This is a genomic window from Ruegeria sp. HKCCD7181, assembly GCF_057221055.1.
Genome location: NZ_JBWVBC010000006.1, coordinates 16,967 through 33,539, shown reverse-complemented (window position 1 = coordinate 33,539; position 16,573 = coordinate 16,967). Strand labels below are relative to the sequence as shown.

General features: G+C 55.8%; 16 protein-coding genes. 12 read left to right on the top strand and 4 right to left on the bottom strand.

Features of this window, described 5'->3' with window-relative positions; translation table 11 throughout:
* The first annotated feature begins 6 nt into the window (after positions 1-6).
* Complete coding sequence (locus AC2TCY_RS13105; RefSeq protein WP_480847907.1) at positions 7-1,377, top strand: class II 3-deoxy-7-phosphoheptulonate synthase; 1,371 nt, start codon at positions 7-9, stop codon at positions 1,375-1,377.
* 61 nt (positions 1,378-1,438) lie between these two features.
* On the opposite strand, the gene AC2TCY_RS13100 is transcribed toward AC2TCY_RS13105, so the two are convergent.
* On the bottom strand, positions 1,439-2,116 hold the full coding sequence (locus AC2TCY_RS13100) for a PAS domain-containing protein (protein ID WP_480847906.1): 678 nt from the start codon (positions 2,114-2,116) through the stop codon (positions 1,439-1,441).
* 245 nt (positions 2,117-2,361) lie between these two features.
* Here AC2TCY_RS13100 and AC2TCY_RS13095 point away from each other — a divergent pair, with 245 nt between their 5' ends.
* From AC2TCY_RS13095 to phoB, 10 genes are all read left to right on the top strand, one after another.
* Positions 2,362-3,252: a YicC/YloC family endoribonuclease gene (locus tag AC2TCY_RS13095; protein ID WP_480847905.1), complete on the top strand. Its 891-nt coding sequence runs from the start codon at positions 2,362-2,364 to the stop codon at positions 3,250-3,252.
* Between the two features lie 18 nt (positions 3,253-3,270).
* Complete coding sequence (gene gmk / locus AC2TCY_RS13090) at positions 3,271-3,912, top strand: guanylate kinase (protein WP_480847904.1); 642 nt, start codon at positions 3,271-3,273, stop codon at positions 3,910-3,912.
* Positions 3,909-4,433, top strand: coding sequence for a gamma carbonic anhydrase family protein (locus AC2TCY_RS13085; RefSeq protein ID WP_480847903.1), 525 nt, complete (start codon positions 3,909-3,911; stop codon positions 4,431-4,433). The genes gmk and AC2TCY_RS13085 overlap by 4 nt, the downstream gene beginning before the upstream one ends.
* A gap of 27 nt (positions 4,434-4,460) precedes the next feature.
* Entirely contained in the window at positions 4,461-5,507 is a 1,047-nt protein-coding gene (locus AC2TCY_RS13080; protein ID WP_480847902.1) for an ATP-binding protein, read from the top strand.
* A 198-nt stretch (positions 5,508-5,705) separates the two neighbouring features.
* On the top strand, positions 5,706-6,746 hold the full coding sequence (locus AC2TCY_RS13075; RefSeq protein WP_480847901.1) for a substrate-binding domain-containing protein: 1,041 nt from the start codon (positions 5,706-5,708) through the stop codon (positions 6,744-6,746).
* A 79-nt stretch (positions 6,747-6,825) separates the two neighbouring features.
* Positions 6,826-8,298, top strand: coding sequence for a phosphate ABC transporter permease subunit PstC (gene pstC, locus AC2TCY_RS13070; RefSeq protein ID WP_480847900.1), 1,473 nt, complete (start codon positions 6,826-6,828; stop codon positions 8,296-8,298).
* A complete protein-coding gene (gene pstA / locus AC2TCY_RS13065) occupies positions 8,295-9,656 on the top strand; it encodes a phosphate ABC transporter permease PstA (protein WP_480847899.1) in 1,362 nt (453 codons plus the stop codon). The genes pstC and pstA overlap by 4 nt, the downstream gene beginning before the upstream one ends.
* Positions 9,657-9,668: 12 nt before the next feature.
* Entirely contained in the window at positions 9,669-10,466 is a 798-nt protein-coding gene (pstB, locus tag AC2TCY_RS13060; RefSeq protein WP_480847898.1) for a phosphate ABC transporter ATP-binding protein PstB, read from the top strand.
* Positions 10,467-10,482: 16 nt separating this feature from the next.
* Positions 10,483-11,184 (top strand): phosphate signaling complex protein PhoU, encoded by a 702-nt coding sequence (phoU, locus tag AC2TCY_RS13055; protein ID WP_480847897.1) that lies wholly within the window; start codon positions 10,483-10,485, stop codon positions 11,182-11,184.
* Between the two features lie 11 nt (positions 11,185-11,195).
* Positions 11,196-11,885 carry a phosphate regulon transcriptional regulator PhoB gene (gene phoB / locus AC2TCY_RS13050; protein WP_480847896.1) on the top strand — a complete coding sequence of 230 codons (690 nt, stop codon included), beginning with the start codon at positions 11,196-11,198 and terminating at the stop codon, positions 11,883-11,885.
* Between the two features lie 3 nt (positions 11,886-11,888).
* Here phoB and AC2TCY_RS13045 read toward each other — a convergent pair whose 3' ends face one another.
* The gene (locus tag AC2TCY_RS13045; protein WP_480847895.1) at positions 11,889-12,800 is read right to left on the bottom strand and encodes a LysR family transcriptional regulator; all 912 of its coding nucleotides are present in this window, start codon (positions 12,798-12,800) and stop codon (positions 11,889-11,891) included.
* 97 nt (positions 12,801-12,897) lie between these two features.
* Here AC2TCY_RS13045 and AC2TCY_RS13040 point away from each other — a divergent pair, with 97 nt between their 5' ends.
* Positions 12,898-14,127: an acyl-CoA dehydrogenase gene (locus AC2TCY_RS13040; RefSeq protein WP_480847894.1), complete on the top strand. Its 1,230-nt coding sequence runs from the start codon at positions 12,898-12,900 to the stop codon at positions 14,125-14,127.
* Positions 14,128-14,428: 301 nt separating this feature from the next.
* Here the strand turns inward: AC2TCY_RS13040 and AC2TCY_RS13035 are convergent, their stop codons facing one another.
* On the bottom strand, positions 14,429-15,289 hold the full coding sequence (locus tag AC2TCY_RS13035; RefSeq protein WP_480847893.1) for an acyl-CoA thioesterase: 861 nt from the start codon (positions 15,287-15,289) through the stop codon (positions 14,429-14,431).
* A gap of 49 nt (positions 15,290-15,338) precedes the next feature.
* On the bottom strand, positions 15,339-16,556 hold the full coding sequence (locus tag AC2TCY_RS13030) for a serine hydrolase domain-containing protein (protein ID WP_480847892.1): 1,218 nt from the start codon (positions 16,554-16,556) through the stop codon (positions 15,339-15,341).
* Positions 16,557-16,573 lie beyond the last annotated feature (17 nt).

Below are 16,573 nucleotides of genomic sequence, written 5' to 3'. Positions count from 1 at the left end.
AGAGCAATGACCGAGTGGCAAAAATCGAACTGGCGCAACAAGCCCCGTGTTCAGATGCCCGAATATACCGACCCGGCCGCCCTGGCCAAGGTTGAGGCAAAGCTTTCGCAGTATCCCCCGCTGGTTTTTGCGGGTGAAGCGCGACGCCTCAAGCAACATCTGGGTGCCGCCGGTCGTGGCGAAGCGTTCCTTTTGCAGGGAGGCGATTGCGCGGAAAGTTTTGATCAGTTCAGCGCCGATGCAATCCGTGACACTTTCAAGGTGATGCTGCAAATGGCGATGGTTCTGACTTATGGCGCCAAGGTGCCGGTGGTCAAAGTGGGCCGCATGGCCGGACAATTCGCAAAGCCTCGCAGCGCGCCGACAGAAGTGGTAGATGGCGTGGAACTGCCCAGCTATCGCGGTGATATTATCAACGAACTGGCTTTCACGCCCGAAGCAAGGATTCCGAATCCTGAAAAAATGCTTCAAGCGTACACACAGGCAGCTGCGACGCTGAACCTGCTGCGCGCTTTCTCGACCGGTGGTTTCGCCGACATGAGCCGGGTGCATTCCTGGACTCTTGGATTCACAGATGAGCAGGACGTTCAAAAATACTCCGAGATAGCGGATCGGATTCAGGACACGATCGATTTTATGGAAGCGGCCGGCATTACAGCTGACACCACCCATGAATTCTCGACCGTTGAGTTCTATACCAGCCACGAAAGCCTTCTGCTGGAATATGAAGAGGCACTGACGCGTCTGGATTCAACGTCCGGCAATTGGCTTGCGGGCTCAGGTCACATGATCTGGATCGGCGACCGTACGCGTCAGCCGGACGGCGCACATGTCGAATTCTGCCGTGGCGTGCTGAACCCGATTGGCCTGAAATGTGGTCCGACGACGACTGCCGAGGACCTCAAGGTTCTGATGTCCAAACTGAACCCGGAAAACGAAGAAGGCCGTCTGACCCTGATCGCACGTTTCGGCGCAGGTAAAGCGGGCGAGCATCTGCCGCGTTTGGTCAAGGCTGTGAAAGAAGAGGGCGCCAAGGTCACCTGGGTCTGTGACCCTATGCATGGCAACACGATCAAATCGGCCACGGGCTACAAGACACGTCCGTTCGAATCCGTTCTGCGTGAGGTGCGCGACTTCTTTGGCGTACATCAGGCCGAAGGAACCATTCCCGGTGGCGTGCATTTCGAGATGACCGGTCTGGACGTCACCGAATGCACCGGCGGTGTACGTGCCGTGACCGAGGAAGATCTGTCTGATCGTTACCACACCGCCTGCGACCCGCGCCTGAACGCAACGCAGTCGCTGGAGCTGGCATTCCTGGTTGCCGAAGAGCTGACCAACCTGCGTCGTGATCGGAAGAAACGCGCTGCGAGCTGATCGACAATAAAAAAACAAATCGGCGGGCCATGTGCCCGCCGTTTTTTTTGCCCCCTCGTGCTCAATCGTCGCGAGACGACACAAGTCTTAGATGGCTTTTGGGTGGTTGAAGCGGCTCTTGATCTTCTGCAAAGCCAAACGTCTGTTCTGGGGTAACCTGTTGTGGTGGAAGTTGAAGATCAGCTACGCTGCGCACACGGTTGTCGGTGATTGCAAACCGTCTCGGCGTGGTTCCGATCGCGCCATCGCTTATCATGACACCCAAAACCCGGCTGACGTCACCAAGGTCGCTTTTCAATGGAAGAAGGATCATACGGCCCTGTAGACGTGCGCGACCCAGCTTGCCTTTGGACACCATGCCAAGCTCGGCAACGGCGGGTGCTGCAAAAACCTGTTCCAGCTGCGTCGTCACTTCATCACGCGCATCCGGTTCGAAGAAAGAGGTCAGCGGCATTCCACGGACTTCCATTCCTGCCAGCTTGTTTAGGTGGCTGCCCGCGAGCCGAAATCGCGCCAGACCGGGCGCAATCCGCTCAAGAATAAATGTATATTCCAGAATATTCTCCAGCCCGCGCGGGTCAATCTGCGACCGCATTGGCACCCCGTCGCCAGTCAGAAGCGCGGTCCAATATGCCTCGGCCTGGCGGATGGGGGACAGGCTGCGCCCGCTATCAAAGCGATCCATTGCAACGATCTTTCCAAAACTTGAGCCGGAACCGGTCCCGAAAAAGGTTTTCATTTTCATCACCCTAACATCAATCACTCGCGATTTATCTAAAATGCCGTGTAATAGGCAGCACAGCGATACACCAGCCGTTGCGACCGGAAGATTGGCATGGGTTAAGACAATTTTGGAGGAATTCTTTAACGAATGGTTAACTTCGTCGGATGAATTCAGGAATAAGCAAGGTCTTGCCCCGGGGCGGCCGATGGCATTAGGTGCGGCAAGCGCGCGGAACGTGCGACAGAATTGAAAGGGCAGGCATGATCAACTCCATGACCGGATTCGCCTCGGGCAAAGGCGCGTTGGCCCCCCATAGCTGGACGTGGGAGCTGCGGAGCGTCAACGGCAAGGGCCTGGACATGCGGCTGCGGGTTCCCGATTGGCTGACAGGGCTGGAAGCCGCGCTGCGGTCCGAGCTGTCAAAGGCCGTCGGCCGGGGAAATGTCACCTTGTCTCTGCGGGTGAACCGGGAAGAAACCTCTTCGGATATAAGATTGAATACTGCTGCCATGGACGCGGCGCTGGCGGCTTTAGCTCAGACCGAATCTATGGCTACCGCGCAGGGGCTGAACTTGGCTCAATCCCGCGCCAGTGACCTTTTGTCGTTGAAAGGTATGATGGAGGTCGGCTCTGACGCGGATGATGCCTCGCCGATTGTCGCGCAGCTGAAGACCGAATTCGGCGGCCTGCTGTCCGATTTCCTGACCATGCGCCAAGCCGAAGGGCGGGCATTGGCAGATATCCTGCAATCTCAGCTGGACCGCATTGCGGACCTGACCGAGCAGGCGGCCGGGTTGGCCGAAAAACGCCGGGAAGACATGGCGCAAGCATTGCGCGACAACCTTGCGCGTGTTTTGGATAATTCCCGGGATGCCGACCCGGAACGCGTCGCTCAGGAACTGGCTTTGATCGCAGTCAAGGCCGATATCACAGAAGAGATCGACAGGCTGGCCGCGCATGTGACTGCCGCGCGGACATTGCTGGCCGAGGATGGCCCTGTCGGGCGCAAACTTGATTTCCTGACCCAGGAATTCAATCGCGAGGCCAATACGTTGTGCTCCAAATCCCAGCATGCCGAACTGACGTCGGTTGGGTTGGAGCTGAAGGCGGTCATTGATCAGATGCGTGAGCAAGTGCAGAACGTAGAATAACAGACGGGAACCAGAAACATGGCGGATCGCCGAGGTCTCTTAATCATCTTGTCCTCCCCCTCGGGCGCGGGCAAATCCACTCTGGCCCGACGGCTGATGCAGTGGGACAGTGAGCTGGAATTCTCGATCTCGGCCACGACCCGTGCCCCGCGACCGGGCGAAGAGCATGGGCGCGAGTATTACTTTCTGTCCGAGGACGCCTTCAGGCAACAAGTGGCTGATGGCCAGATGCTGGAACACGCACACGTGTTTGGCAATTTTTACGGGTCTCCTGCGGACCCGGTGCGCGATTCAATCAACCAGGGCCGGGATGTTCTGTTCGATGTGGACTGGCAAGGCGAAGTTCAGATCCGCAATTCGGATCTGGGTAAACATGCTTTGTCGATCTTCATCCTACCGCCGTCGATCCCGGAATTGCGCCGCCGGTTGGAAACCCGTGGGCAGGATAGTGCGGATGTCATCGCAAAGCGGATGCTTAAAAGCTGGGACGAGATCAGCCACTGGGGGTATTACGATTATGTCCTGATAAACGATGATCTGGATACCACCGAGGAAAAGCTGAAAACGATTGTCAGCGCCGAACGTATGCGGCGCATTCAACAGCCGCGCCTGCAGCACCACATCCGCACTCTGCAGACTGAATTCGAGGGGTTGTCATGACTGTATTTGCCTTGGGCGAACACGTGCCTCTCATTCATGAAGACACATGGGTTGCACCGGATGCCAACCTGATTGGTAAGGTGGTGTTAGAGCAGGGCGCCTCGGTCTGGTTTGGTTGCACTATTCGCGCTGACCACGAGGAAATTCGCGTGGGGGCGGGCAGCAATGTTCAGGAAAACTGTGTCATGCATATTGATGCCGGGTATCCACTGACCATTGGCCAGAACTGTACAATCGGGCACAAAGTTATGCTGCATGGCTGCACCATCGGCGACAACAGTTTGATCGGAATGGGCGCTATCGTTCTGAATGGCGCAAGGATCGGTCGAAACTGCCTCATCGGAGCAGGGGCCTTGATCACCGAAGGAAAGGAAATCCCCGATAACTCGCTGGTTATGGGGTCTCCGGGTAAGGTGGTTCGTCAACTGGACGAGGCTGCCGCGCAAAAACTCACGCTAAGCGCGCTGCATTATCAGGAAAACATGCGCAAGTTTCGCGACACTCTCAAACCGGTTTCATAAGGCAATCAACGCCGGATAGGCCCCAATATGTCCCACGAGCTGATTGGCGAATTTGTTTCGGCTGTACCGATGCCTGCTCTGATGGTGGATCAGACAGAACGGATCATTGCAGCCAATACGGAAGCAAAAACGCTTCTGGGCCAGAATATCGAGGGGCGTCACTATGCAACGATCCTGCGTCAGCCGCAGGTGATCGAAGCCATGGAGCAGAGTCTACGAACCAAAGGCCCCGCAAAAACGCGCCATCTATCCAATGACGGTGCGCAGGATACGACGTTTCAGGTGGAATGCCGGTACATGAATGGTGTCGGCGCGGTATCGGGTGGGGCGGTTCTGGTGGTGTTTCAGGATGTCACTCATCTGGAGCAAGCCAGCCAGATGCGCCGCGACTTCGTAGCCAATGTCAGCCACGAGTTGCGAACCCCTCTGACTGCGCTAATGGGGTTCATCGAAACCCTGCGCGGCCCGGCCCGCGACGACGCCAGTGCCCGAGAACGATTCCTGCAAATCATGACGGACGAAGCCAACCGGATGAATCGGCTGGTTGGAGATCTGTTGTCACTGAACAGGGTCGAAAGCGAAGAGCGTGTTCGCCCCAAGGAACAACTCGACCTGACCGGACTATTGCAATCCATTCTGAATTCCCTGCGGCCGTTGGCTGATGATGCCCCGGTAACGATGACACTGAATGCGCCACCCGAACCGGTCATGCTGACGGGCGACAGCGATCAGTTGCGACAGGTCTTCACCAATCTGATCGAGAACGCGATCAAGTACGGTGGCAGCGGCGAGAGTGTGACGATTAATGTTCGGCCTTCAGAACGCGACACAGCGATGCGTGGACCTGCTGTGCGGGTTGAGATTGTAGATAAAGGACCGGGTATTGATGCCATTCATCTGCCCAGGCTGACCGAGCGATTCTATCGGGCAGACAGCCACAGGTCTCGTGAACTGGGTGGAACCGGGTTAGGACTGGCGATCGTTAAGCACATCGTCAATCGCCACCGGGGCCGGCTGCGCGTTGAAAGCGATCTGGGAAAAGGCTCCGTCTTTACAGTGATTTTGCCACGCTGATGAGGCGGCGAACCTAAACTGACATGCGACGAAAACATGACAAGTTCACCCTTCGTCAAGTTAAGAAAGCCTAAGAAAATCGTGAGTTGTCATAAAACTGTTACGTATGTGTCACAAAAGGCTTACGCACGGCGCTTAGGGGTGCCGACAAGATCATCATGGGGATGATCAATTTATATCTTTCTCAAGGAGACTGTAATGTCCTTTGTAAAACTGTCGGCTTCTGCACTGGCCATCGCGGCCGTCTCGGCTACTACTGCTGCTGCTCGTGATCAGGTTCAGGTTGCTGGTTCGTCGACTGTACTGCCCTACGCCTCGATCGTTGCTGAAGCCTTCGGTGAGAATTTTGACTTTCCAACGCCGGTTGTTGAATCGGGTGGTTCCTCGGCAGGCCTGAAACGGTTCTGCGAAGGTGTTGGTGAAAACACCATCGACATTGCCAACGCATCGCGTCAAATCCGCGAAAAAGAGATCAAGGCCTGTGCCGAAGCAGGCGTGACCGATATCATCGAAGTTCAGATCGGTTATGACGGCATCGTGTTTGCCAGCGACATCAACGGCAACTCGTTCGAATTTACACCAGAAGACTGGTACAAAGCCCTGTCCGCTCAGGTCGTTGTTGATGGCGCGTTGGTCGATAACCCATACAAAACCTGGGCCGATGTGAACCCGGACTTCCCGGCGCAGCCGATCGCAGCCTTCATCCCGGGCACCAAGCACGGCACCCGTGAAGTGTTCGAAGACAAAGTAATTCTGGCCGGTTGTGAGCATCTGGGCGACTTCGACGTCTACAAAGCTGCCAACGGCGACGACAAGAAAGCCGCTGAAAAAGCCTGTATCGCTCTGCGTACCGACGGCGTTTCGGTCGACATCGACGGCGACTACACCGAGACTCTGGCCCGTATCGACAGCAACAAAGACGGCATCGGCGTCTTCGGTCTGGCGTTCTACGAGAACAACACCGACAAGCTGCAGGTAGCAACCATGTCGGACGTTGTTCCGTCGACAGAATCGATTGCCACCGGTGAGTACCCCGTTTCGCGCCCGCTGTTCTTCTACGTGAAGAAAGCCCACATTGGCGTGATCCCCGGCCTGAAAGAATATGCCGAGTTCTTTGTAGCCGATGAGATCGCTGGTCCTGACGGCCCGCTGGCGGAATATGGTCTGGTCTCCGATCCGGAACTGGTCAAGGTTCAGGAAGCTGTAGCCAACGAAGCCACGCTGGGCGGCGGCTCCTAACCCGAATGCTCTTGGGACCGGGGCGTTTTTTCGCCCCGGTTCTTTTTGACTCCTACATCGCCATCCCTACGGAGTTTACATGGCTTTATCCTGGCTGCTGCTGATCCTGCTTGTTCTGGCTGTCATTGGCTATTTCATGGGCCGCTCCCGAGCATTGACGAGTGCAGGTGGAGAGATCCGCGAATTGCACTCTCTGCCTTCCTATTATGGCTACAACGTCGCTTTGAGCGCGCTGGTTCCCGCCTTATGCGTGTTGATCGTGTGGTTGCTGGTTCAGCCGATGATCGTGAATAGTGCAGCGTCCAATCTGATTCCAGACGAAGTCATAACGGAAGGCTCCAATCGTGGCTTAGTCATGAGCGAGGTTCGCCGAGTTGCCAATGGTTTGGACGGCGCAGTTAAATCGGGCGCTATGACAGAGGGCGATTCGCGCGATGGGAACGCAGATGTCGAAGAGCTCACAGAAAAACTCAAAGCTGCCGGACAAGTTCTGACGCAAGATATTACCAAACCCGTCTTGCTTGCGGCCCAGAAGTACCGCGTCATGAATGCAGCTGGCACGGTTGCGATGCAGATATCGGTGCTACTGCTAGCGCTGGTTGGAGCCGCCTTCGCCTATATTCGCACACACAAGGAATTCCGCGCGCGCAATGTGGTTGAACAGGGTGTTCTTGCACTTCTTTTGTTTGCTGCGTCTATCGCCATCCTGACAACTGTCGGAATCGTCCTGTCGATGCTGTTCGAAACCATGAATTTCTTCCAACTGCACTCGTGGAAGGACTTCTTCTTTGGCAGCACCTGGGCACCGAATTTCCGCGGAGGCAGTGAGTTGTCGATCCTGCCGCTGCTATGGGGAACGCTTTATATTTCAGTGATTGCGCTTCTGGTTGCCGTTCCGATCGGCCTGTTCGCCGCGATCTACCTGTCCGAGTATGCTTCAGGGGCGACCCGCGCGGTGGCTAAGCCGCTGCTAGAGATATTGGCGGGTATTCCCACGATTGTTTACGGTCTGTTTGCATTGCTGACCGTCGGCCCCGCGTTAGTGTCCATGTTCGGCAATGGTGGCGTTCTTGGGGTTGGCTGGATGGCCAGTTCCAACGCTGTACTGACTGCTGGTCTGGTGATGGGCATTATGTTGATCCCGTTCGTTTCTTCGCTGTCTGACGACATCATCAACGCCGTGCCGCAATCGATGCGCGACGGTTCGCTTGGTCTGGGCGCGACGCATTCAGAAACGGTACGTAGTGTGATTTTGCCCGCAGCTCTGCCGGGTATCGTGGGCGCGGTTCTGCTGGCCGCCAGCCGGGCCATCGGCGAGACCATGATCGTTGTGATGGCGGCGGGTGCCATCGCCAAGTTTTCGGGCAACCCATTCGAGGCGATGACCACAATTACCACACGTATCGTCAGCCAGCTGACCGGAGATACTGATTTTGCCAGCCCTGAAACGCTGGTGGCCTTTGCGTTGGGTCTGACTCTGTTCGTCATTACACTGGGGCTGAATATCTTTGCCCTCTACATCGTACGCAAATACCGGGAGCAGTACGAATGACCGATATGTCCCAAACACCAGACGCTGCTCCGACTGCAAAACCCAAAAGCGGATCGCTGTTTGAAAAAGACACGCGTACCAAGCGGCGAAACGCGGCGGAAAGCCGTTTCAAGATGTACGGGATCGCAGCCATTGGCGTTGGCTTGCTGATGCTGATCGTGCTGGTCACCAACATCGTGACCGCTGGGGTAGGGGCGTTCCAACAGACCTACCTTGAGTTGGATGTGAACCTGCGCGAAGACAAGCTGGACAAGAAGGGCGAGCGCAATATCGACGACATCAAGAAGGTTTCGACCTTCGGTTATGCTCCTTTGGTATCGGCAGCGCTTGAAGAAGAAGTTCAGAAACTGGGCATTCAAACAGAGCTGACTGCCAAACAGATGGGCGGTATTCTGTCCAAGGCTGCGATGGCAAAGCTGCGCAACTACGTGATCGCCCACCCTGAAGAGATCGGCCAAACGGTCAGCTTTCGCTTTTTGGTCAACAGCCGCGTGGACGGTTACGTCAAAGAGCGCGTTACCCGCGAGTCGATCGCTAACGACAAAAGCATCTCGGTCGAGCAACTGGACTTCGTCGATCAGTTAATCGAGGCTGGGGTTCTTTACAAAGCTTTCAACCCGGACTTCATCCTGGGCGCTGATGCGTCCGACCAGAGACCCGAGGCCGCCGGGATCGGCGTGTCGATGCTGGGCTCGCTGTTCATGATGCTGGTTGTGTTGGTTTTGGCGCTGCCGATCGGCGTTGCCGCTTCGATCTATCTGGAAGAATTCGCCCCACAAAACCGACTGACTGATATCATCGAAGTGAACATCTCGAACCTGGCTGCAGTCCCGTCCATTGTTTTCGGTATTCTGGGTCTGGCCGTGTTCATCAACTATATGCACCTGCCGACGTCAGCCCCGCTGGTCGGTGGCTTAGTGCTGACACTGATGACTTTGCCGACGATCATCATTTCGACCCGCGCGTCGCTGAAAGCGGTACCTCCGTCGATCCGTGACGCGGCGTTGGGGGTAGGGGCCTCAAAGATGCAGGCGGTGTTCCACCACGTTCTGCCGCTGGCCGCCCCTGGAATTCTGACCGGGACCATCATTGGTCTGGCTCAGGCTCTGGGCGAAACTGCGCCGTTGCTACTGATCGGGATGGTGGGCTTTATCGCCTCGAACCCGCCCGACGGCATCGTGGCTGGCTTCCTGTCGCCAAACTCGGCCATGCCGGCACAGATCTACGAATGGTCCAAACGTGCCGACCCGGCCTTTTACGAACGCGCATGGGGGGGGATCATCATCCTGTTGATCTTCCTCGTCACAATGAACACCATTGCGGTACTCCTGCGCCGCCGCTTTGAACGCCGCTGGTAAACGGAGGCTATTATGAATGATATGACACGAGTGGAGAGAACCGTGGACTCCAAAGCCATCAAGATCGCCGCGAACAATGTTCAGGTTTACTACGGTGACACGCACGCCATCAAAGACGTAGATGTTCAGATCGAAGACAAGACCGTGACCGCCTTTATCGGCCCGTCGGGCTGCGGTAAGTCGACCTTTCTACGTTGTCTGAACCGAATGAATGACACGATCGATATTTGCCGGGTGAAGGGCGATATCTTGCTGGATGGCGAGGATATCTACGACAAGCGTGTAGACCCGGTTCAACTGCGCGCCAAGGTGGGTATGGTGTTCCAGAAACCCAACCCGTTCCCCAAATCGATCTATGACAATGTGGCCTATGGCCCGCGCATTCACGGTCTGGCCAAGAACAAGGCGGAACTGGATGAGATCGTTGAAAAATCCCTGCGTCGCGGCGCAATCTGGGACGAAGTAAAAGACCGTCTGGATGCCCCCGGAACCGGCCTTTCTGGAGGTCAGCAACAGCGCCTGTGCATTGCGCGCGCTGTGGCTACGGCCCCGGAAGTTCTGCTGATGGATGAGCCATGTTCAGCGCTGGACCCGATTGCAACCGCGCAGGTCGAAGAATTGATTGATGAACTGCGCGAGCGGTATTCGGTCGTGATCGTGACCCACTCGATGCAGCAGGCGGCGCGCGTCAGCCAGAAGACGGCGTTTTTCCATTTGGGCAATCTGGTCGAATTCGGTGAAACCGGCCAGATCTTCACCAACCCGGAAGATCCCCGTACGGAAAGCTACATTACAGGCCGGATCGGCTGAGCACAGGTATTCAAACATGACCGAACAACATATAGCATCCGCATTCGACCGCGACCTCGAAGCAATTCAGGCCCATATCATGAAAATGGGCGGTCTGGTCGAGGCTGCCATCATGGGCGCCGCGCGATCGCTGGAAGCACGCGACGAAGAACTGGCCCAGCAAGTGCGTCAGGGCGACAAAGCCATCGATGCGCTGGAAGATGTCATCAACGAGGAAACTGCACGCCTGATTGCGTTGCGAGCTCCTACTGCCGGCGACCTGCGGCTGGTGCTGTCGGTGCTGAAAGTTTCCGCCAACCTCGAACGTATTGGCGACTACTCTAAGAACATTGCCAAGCGGACGACCGTTTTGGTCAATGCGGGCGAGATCAATGGCAGTGCCGCCGCGTTGCGCCGTATGGCGCGCGAAGTCGAGGTGATGCTGCGCGACGCTCTGGATGCGTACATTCAGCGTGACGCCGAACTTGCTGCGGACGTGATTGAGCGCGACGAAGAAGTGGACCAGATGTATAACGGGCTGTTTCGAGAGTTCCTGACCTTCATGGCCGAGGACCCGCGCAATATCTCATCGTGTATGCATCTGCACTTCATTGCCAAGAACATCGAACGTATGGGCGATCATGTGACTGCTATCGCCGAACAGGTCGTCTATCTCGTCACGGGTGAACGTCCGACCGAATCCCGACCCAAAGCCGATACCACGTCGCAAACTGCCTAGGAGGCAAGACAATGTCCGCTGATCAACCGACAGTGCTGGTTGTCGAGGATGAACTGGCGCAGCGCGAGGTGCTTGCCTACAACCTTGAGGCGGAAGGCTTCCGCGTTTCCAAGGCAGCCAACGGTGACGAAGCCTTGTTGCTGGTGGATGAAGACAGCCCGGACATCATTGTCCTTGACTGGATGATGCCAAATCTCAGTGGAATTGAGGTGTGTCGCCGGCTGAAGACCCGCCCCGACACACGTTCTATCCCGATCATCATGCTGTCGGCCCGCAGCGAAGAAGTCGATAAGGTCCGCGGTCTGGAAACCGGGGCTGATGACTATGTCGTCAAGCCGTATTCGGTGGTGGAACTGATGGCGCGGGTCCGTACCCAATTGCGTCGCGTGCGCCCAGCAACTGTTGGTATTCGCTTGGAATTCGACGACATCATTCTGGATTCCGAGACCCACAAGGTCAGTCGCAACAATAAGCCGCTGAAACTCGGCCCAACTGAATTCCGGCTGCTGAGCACGTTCATGGAAAAACCCGGACGTGTCTGGAGCCGTGAGCAGCTGCTGGACCGCGTATGGGGCCGGGACATTTACGTCGACACACGCACAGTTGACGTACATATCGGACGATTGCGCAAGGCGCTGACACAGCACGGCGGTAAAGACCCGGTGCGCACGGTTCGCGGCGCCGGTTATGCATTGGGCTGAGAGTTAACGGGGCAGGGTCTCTTCGCTTTGCGCTTGCGAGGAGAGCCAGTGCCGGAACTGTCGCAATGTGGTGTCCTCGGATTTTTCCCGCGGCCAGACAAGGTAGTAGGCACCCAGAGTTTCGACGCTATCGGAAAACGCGGCCATCAGCTGACCCGTAGCCAAGTCCTGTTCAACCAGATAGTTCGGCAACAGGGCAACACCCAACCCGTGTAGAGCGGCCTGATTGATCGTCGTGAATTGGTCGTGGACGGTGCCGGGCAGGGGCTCAGGGTGTTCTACACCCAGTTGCCCGAACCAATCCTGCCAAGCGCGCGGGCGCGTCTGAATATGCAGCAGTGGTAGTTTCAGCAATTCCCGGGGCGAGGCCGGAGTACCGTGGGGCAGCAGGTCGGGCGAACAAACGGGAATGACCCTTTCAACTTGTAACAGCAGACGATCCGTCCCGGGCCAGTCGGGTTCCCCAAAATGCAAAGCCGCATCAAATGGTTCCGCGGCAAAGCTGAACGGTCGCAGCCGTGTTGTCATGTTAATCGTAATGTCGGGGTGACGACGTGCAAAATCGGGCAGGCGGGGAACCAACCAGCGCATCCCGAACGTGGGCAAGATGGCTAGGTTTACCATCCCTCCGACTGGTGCAACGTGAAGCTTTAACGCGGCCTGTGCGATCTGAGATAGAGCGGGTCGAATTTCCTGAACATAATCCTGCCCGACCTGCGTCAGAGACAACCGCTTACGGTCTCTGCTAACCAGTTCCGCCCCCAATTGCGCCTCAAGTGTCTGAAGTTGTCGACTAACAGCACTTTGGGTCAGAGCCATTTCATCAGCTACAGCTGACGCCGAACCCAATCGATCGAGCGCTTCTAGTGCTCGCAGGGCGGAAATCGGTGGAAGAGCAGGCCGTCGGGTTCTCATCTATGCGTTTTAGTCATGTAACTGTGAAAAAGTCTCGCTGTTTTTTGCAAGAAACTCAGATTAGGTTGGGGAAAACTGCCTCAGCGGGAGAAATGCCATGACCGTGCACGACGTCAAACCAACTCTACGAGCCAAGGATGCCCCAGACTTGGGAGCTTTTGCCTGGGACGATCCGTTTCGTTTGTCAGACCAGCTCGAAGAAGACGAGCGTTTGATCGCCGAGAGCGCACGCAGCTACGCTCAGGAAAAGCTGCAACCGCGTATCACCCAAGCGTTTCAGAACGAGGAAACAGATCCCGAGATTTTCCGCGAAATGGGTCAGATGGGCCTGCTGGGAACCACCATTCCCGAAGAGTATGGCGGCATTGGTGCCGGATATGTCACCTATGGCCTGGTCGCGCGCGAGGTCGAGCGTGTGGATTCCGGCTATCGTTCAATGATGTCGGTTCAAAGTTCGCTGGTGATGTACCCGATCTATGCTTATGGAACCGAGGAACAGCGGAAGAAATACCTTCCGAAACTGGCGAGCGGAGAATGGATCGGTTGTTTCGGGCTGACGGAACCGGATGCAGGGTCCGATCCTGCCGGAATGAAAACACGCGCTGAAAAGATTGAAGGCGGCTACCGGCTGACCGGCAGCAAGATGTGGATCTCCAATTCTCCGATTGCCGATGTGTTCGTCATCTGGGCCAAATCCGATGCACATGACGGAAAAATCCGGGGTTTTGTCCTGGACAAGGGTACTAAAGGCCTGAGCGCGCCAAAGATCGAGAACAAGCTGAGCCTGCGCGCCTCGATCACAGGTGAGATCGTTCTGGATGGAGTTGAGGTGGGCGAGGACGCGTTGCTGCCCCATGTTCAGGGTCTCAAAGGTCCGTTCGGGTGTTTGAACCGCGCGCGGTACGGCATCAGCTGGGGCACCATGGGGGCCGCAGAGAGTTGCTGGCATGCCGCGCGTCAATATGGTCTTGATCGCAAACAGTTCAATCGACCGCTTGCTCAAACACAGCTCTATCAGAAAAAGCTGGCGGACATGCAGACAGAGATCGCGCTGGGGTTGCAGGCCAGCCTGCGTGTTGGTCGCCTGATGGATCAGGCAGAGGCTGCACCAGAGATGATTTCGATCGTCAAACGCAACAATTGCGGTAAGGCGCTCGAGATCGCGCGGATGGCGCGTGACATGCATGGCGGCAACGGAATTTCACTGGAGTTCCATGTCGTTCGGCACATGATCAACCTGGAGACAGTGAACACCTATGAGGGCACGCATGATGTGCACGCCTTGATTCTGGGGCGGGCTCAAACCGGGTTACAGGCGTTTTATTGACCCAGCATTTGGTAATGGGCATTTAGGCAACGCTGATCGTGCAAAGCAGAATAGCCGTGCTACTCGGCGAGAGGCATGTCTTTGGCAACACTCTGGTCGGATGCTGCTTGTTTCAACCACTGCAGTGTTCGACCCAATACGCCATTTTACCGGGTTTGTACAAAACCAAGCATGAGGATCCATTATGCGTGTAATTGGTATTATGGTAATAATGGAACCTAGTTGGTAATCAGGTTAATCGCAACGCTCTTAATGACCGCAACATCAATGCAGTCAGTAACTTAAGCGCGACACTTTAATTTTAACGCGACGGACGTAACAAACCTTCCTGTGTAACTGATGCAACCAAAGAACCATCTTGAGCGTAAATCGAACCGCGGTTGAAGCTGCGGCCATTCCCGGTCCATGGAGATTCCATCGTATAAAGATGCCAGTTCTGAAATTGGACCGGTGCATGGAACCAAATGGCGTGATCCAGGCTGGCTCCGTTGATTTCACCAGAAAACCAACTCAGGCCGTGCGGCCGCATACCAGAGCTCAACAGACTCATGTCTGAGGCATACGCCAACAACAGATGCTGAGTGACGGTATCGGCGGTATCTGCCGCTGCCATCCGAAACCAAAGACTGTTGCGGTCATCCGCCCTTTTTGGCGTAAACACATCTAAAGGTTCAATTTCGCGCACTTCAATCGGTCGCTCACGCAGCAATTCCGACCGTAATTTATCTGGGACGCGCGGCAGATATTTCTGCCGCAATTCGTCTCGCGACGGATGGAACTCAGGGGCAGAAACGTCGGGCATCGGATGCTGGTGGTCCCAACCGTTATCTTGAACGTGAAACGAAGCTGACATGTTCAGAATCTGTTTCCCGTGCTGGATGGCGACCACACGCCGGGTTGTGAACGAACCTCCATCTCGCGCCCTATCAACCTGATATATAACAGGAATATCAGGATCTCCTGGGCGTATGAAGTAAGCATGCAGGGAATGACACAAGCGGTCCTCAACTGTCCTATAGGCCGCGGCAAGTGCCTGAGCGACCACTTGCCCTCCGAAAATCCGCGTCGGTGTTTCGCCTCCAGATCCTGTTCCGCGAAACAGGTCTACCTCCAGCCGTTCTATGTTCAGCAGATCCAGCAGAATGCGTTCGGCTTCGGTCATGAAGGTGTCTCCGGTCTTCAGCAAGTCTCGGGTATCAACACAGCGTCTGTCATTCAACCATCGCGCCGAGAACAAGCGACCTGAGTTCTGCCCGCGACGGGTATGAACTGGACGGCGAAAGCTGGGTATAGAATACGACCGTCAGGTCGTTGACCACATCGATCCAGAAAAAGGTTGAGGCCATACCGCCCCAGCCAAAGTCACCAACTGAGCACGGCGCGCCCAATCGGCCTGGTTCCAATATCACTGAACCTCCGATCCCGAACCCAGTGCCTTGCATCGGCTGTTCCGCAAAACTCTGCGGCCCCATCGAGGCAATATCGCCGGGTAAATGGTTGCACATCATGAATTTTACAGTTTTTGGCCCCAATAACCGAACACCGTTTCCAGTACCCAAGTTCCGCAACATCTCTGCAAAGCGACTGTAGTCGTCAATCGTGCTCACTAAACCTCCGCCACCGGAAAAGGTGGTGGTATTTTCGAACGGAGACTCCCCAGCCGCATCGACCAAGCGCAAAGTGTCGCCACCTTGTCTGGCGGCGTTCAAGGCCATCGCATCACCTTCAAGCGGTGTATAGAGTGAGGCAAACCTGCTCCCTGCCCCCAGAGGCACCGAAAATCCGGTTTCCTGCATATTCAACGGCTCGAAAATCCGCTCGGCGCAGAACTGGTTCAATGACTGACCGGACACTACTTCGATTAAACGGCCAATGACGTCGATACCGACCGAATATTCCCAGCGTGTTCCCGGCAGAAACGCCAAAGGCAATTTGGAAAGAACTTTAATTCGATCGACCAAGGGGCCCTGATTTGGCGAAAAAATTAGATCCCGCGCATCCATTTCCTGTGGCAAAAGGCCGGGGTTGAAGGGATAGCTAAGGCCGCTGGTGTGTGTCAGCAACTGATGCAGGGTCGGCGTTGGCGCGTCTTCTGTCTGGTCCAGACGATCCGCACCAGGGATTAGCGCCTGCATATCTTGAAACTCTGGAATAAATTCGGAGACGGGTGCGTCCAGATGAAGTAACCCACGCTCGGCCAGCATCATAAGGGCGACGGACGTGACAGGCTTGGTCATTGAATAGATCCGCACAAGCGTGTCCCGTTCAAACGGTAGGTTGTTCTCGACGTCTCGAAAACCGCAGCTATGGAAGAAGGCCTCCTGCTCTTTTTGCTTCACCAGCAGCGAACTGCCCGCATACTTCCGTTGATCGACATAACGGTGCATCCAATCGCGAATATGCGTCAGTGCTGTTGGATCAAACCCCATATATTCGCTCCGTTTTG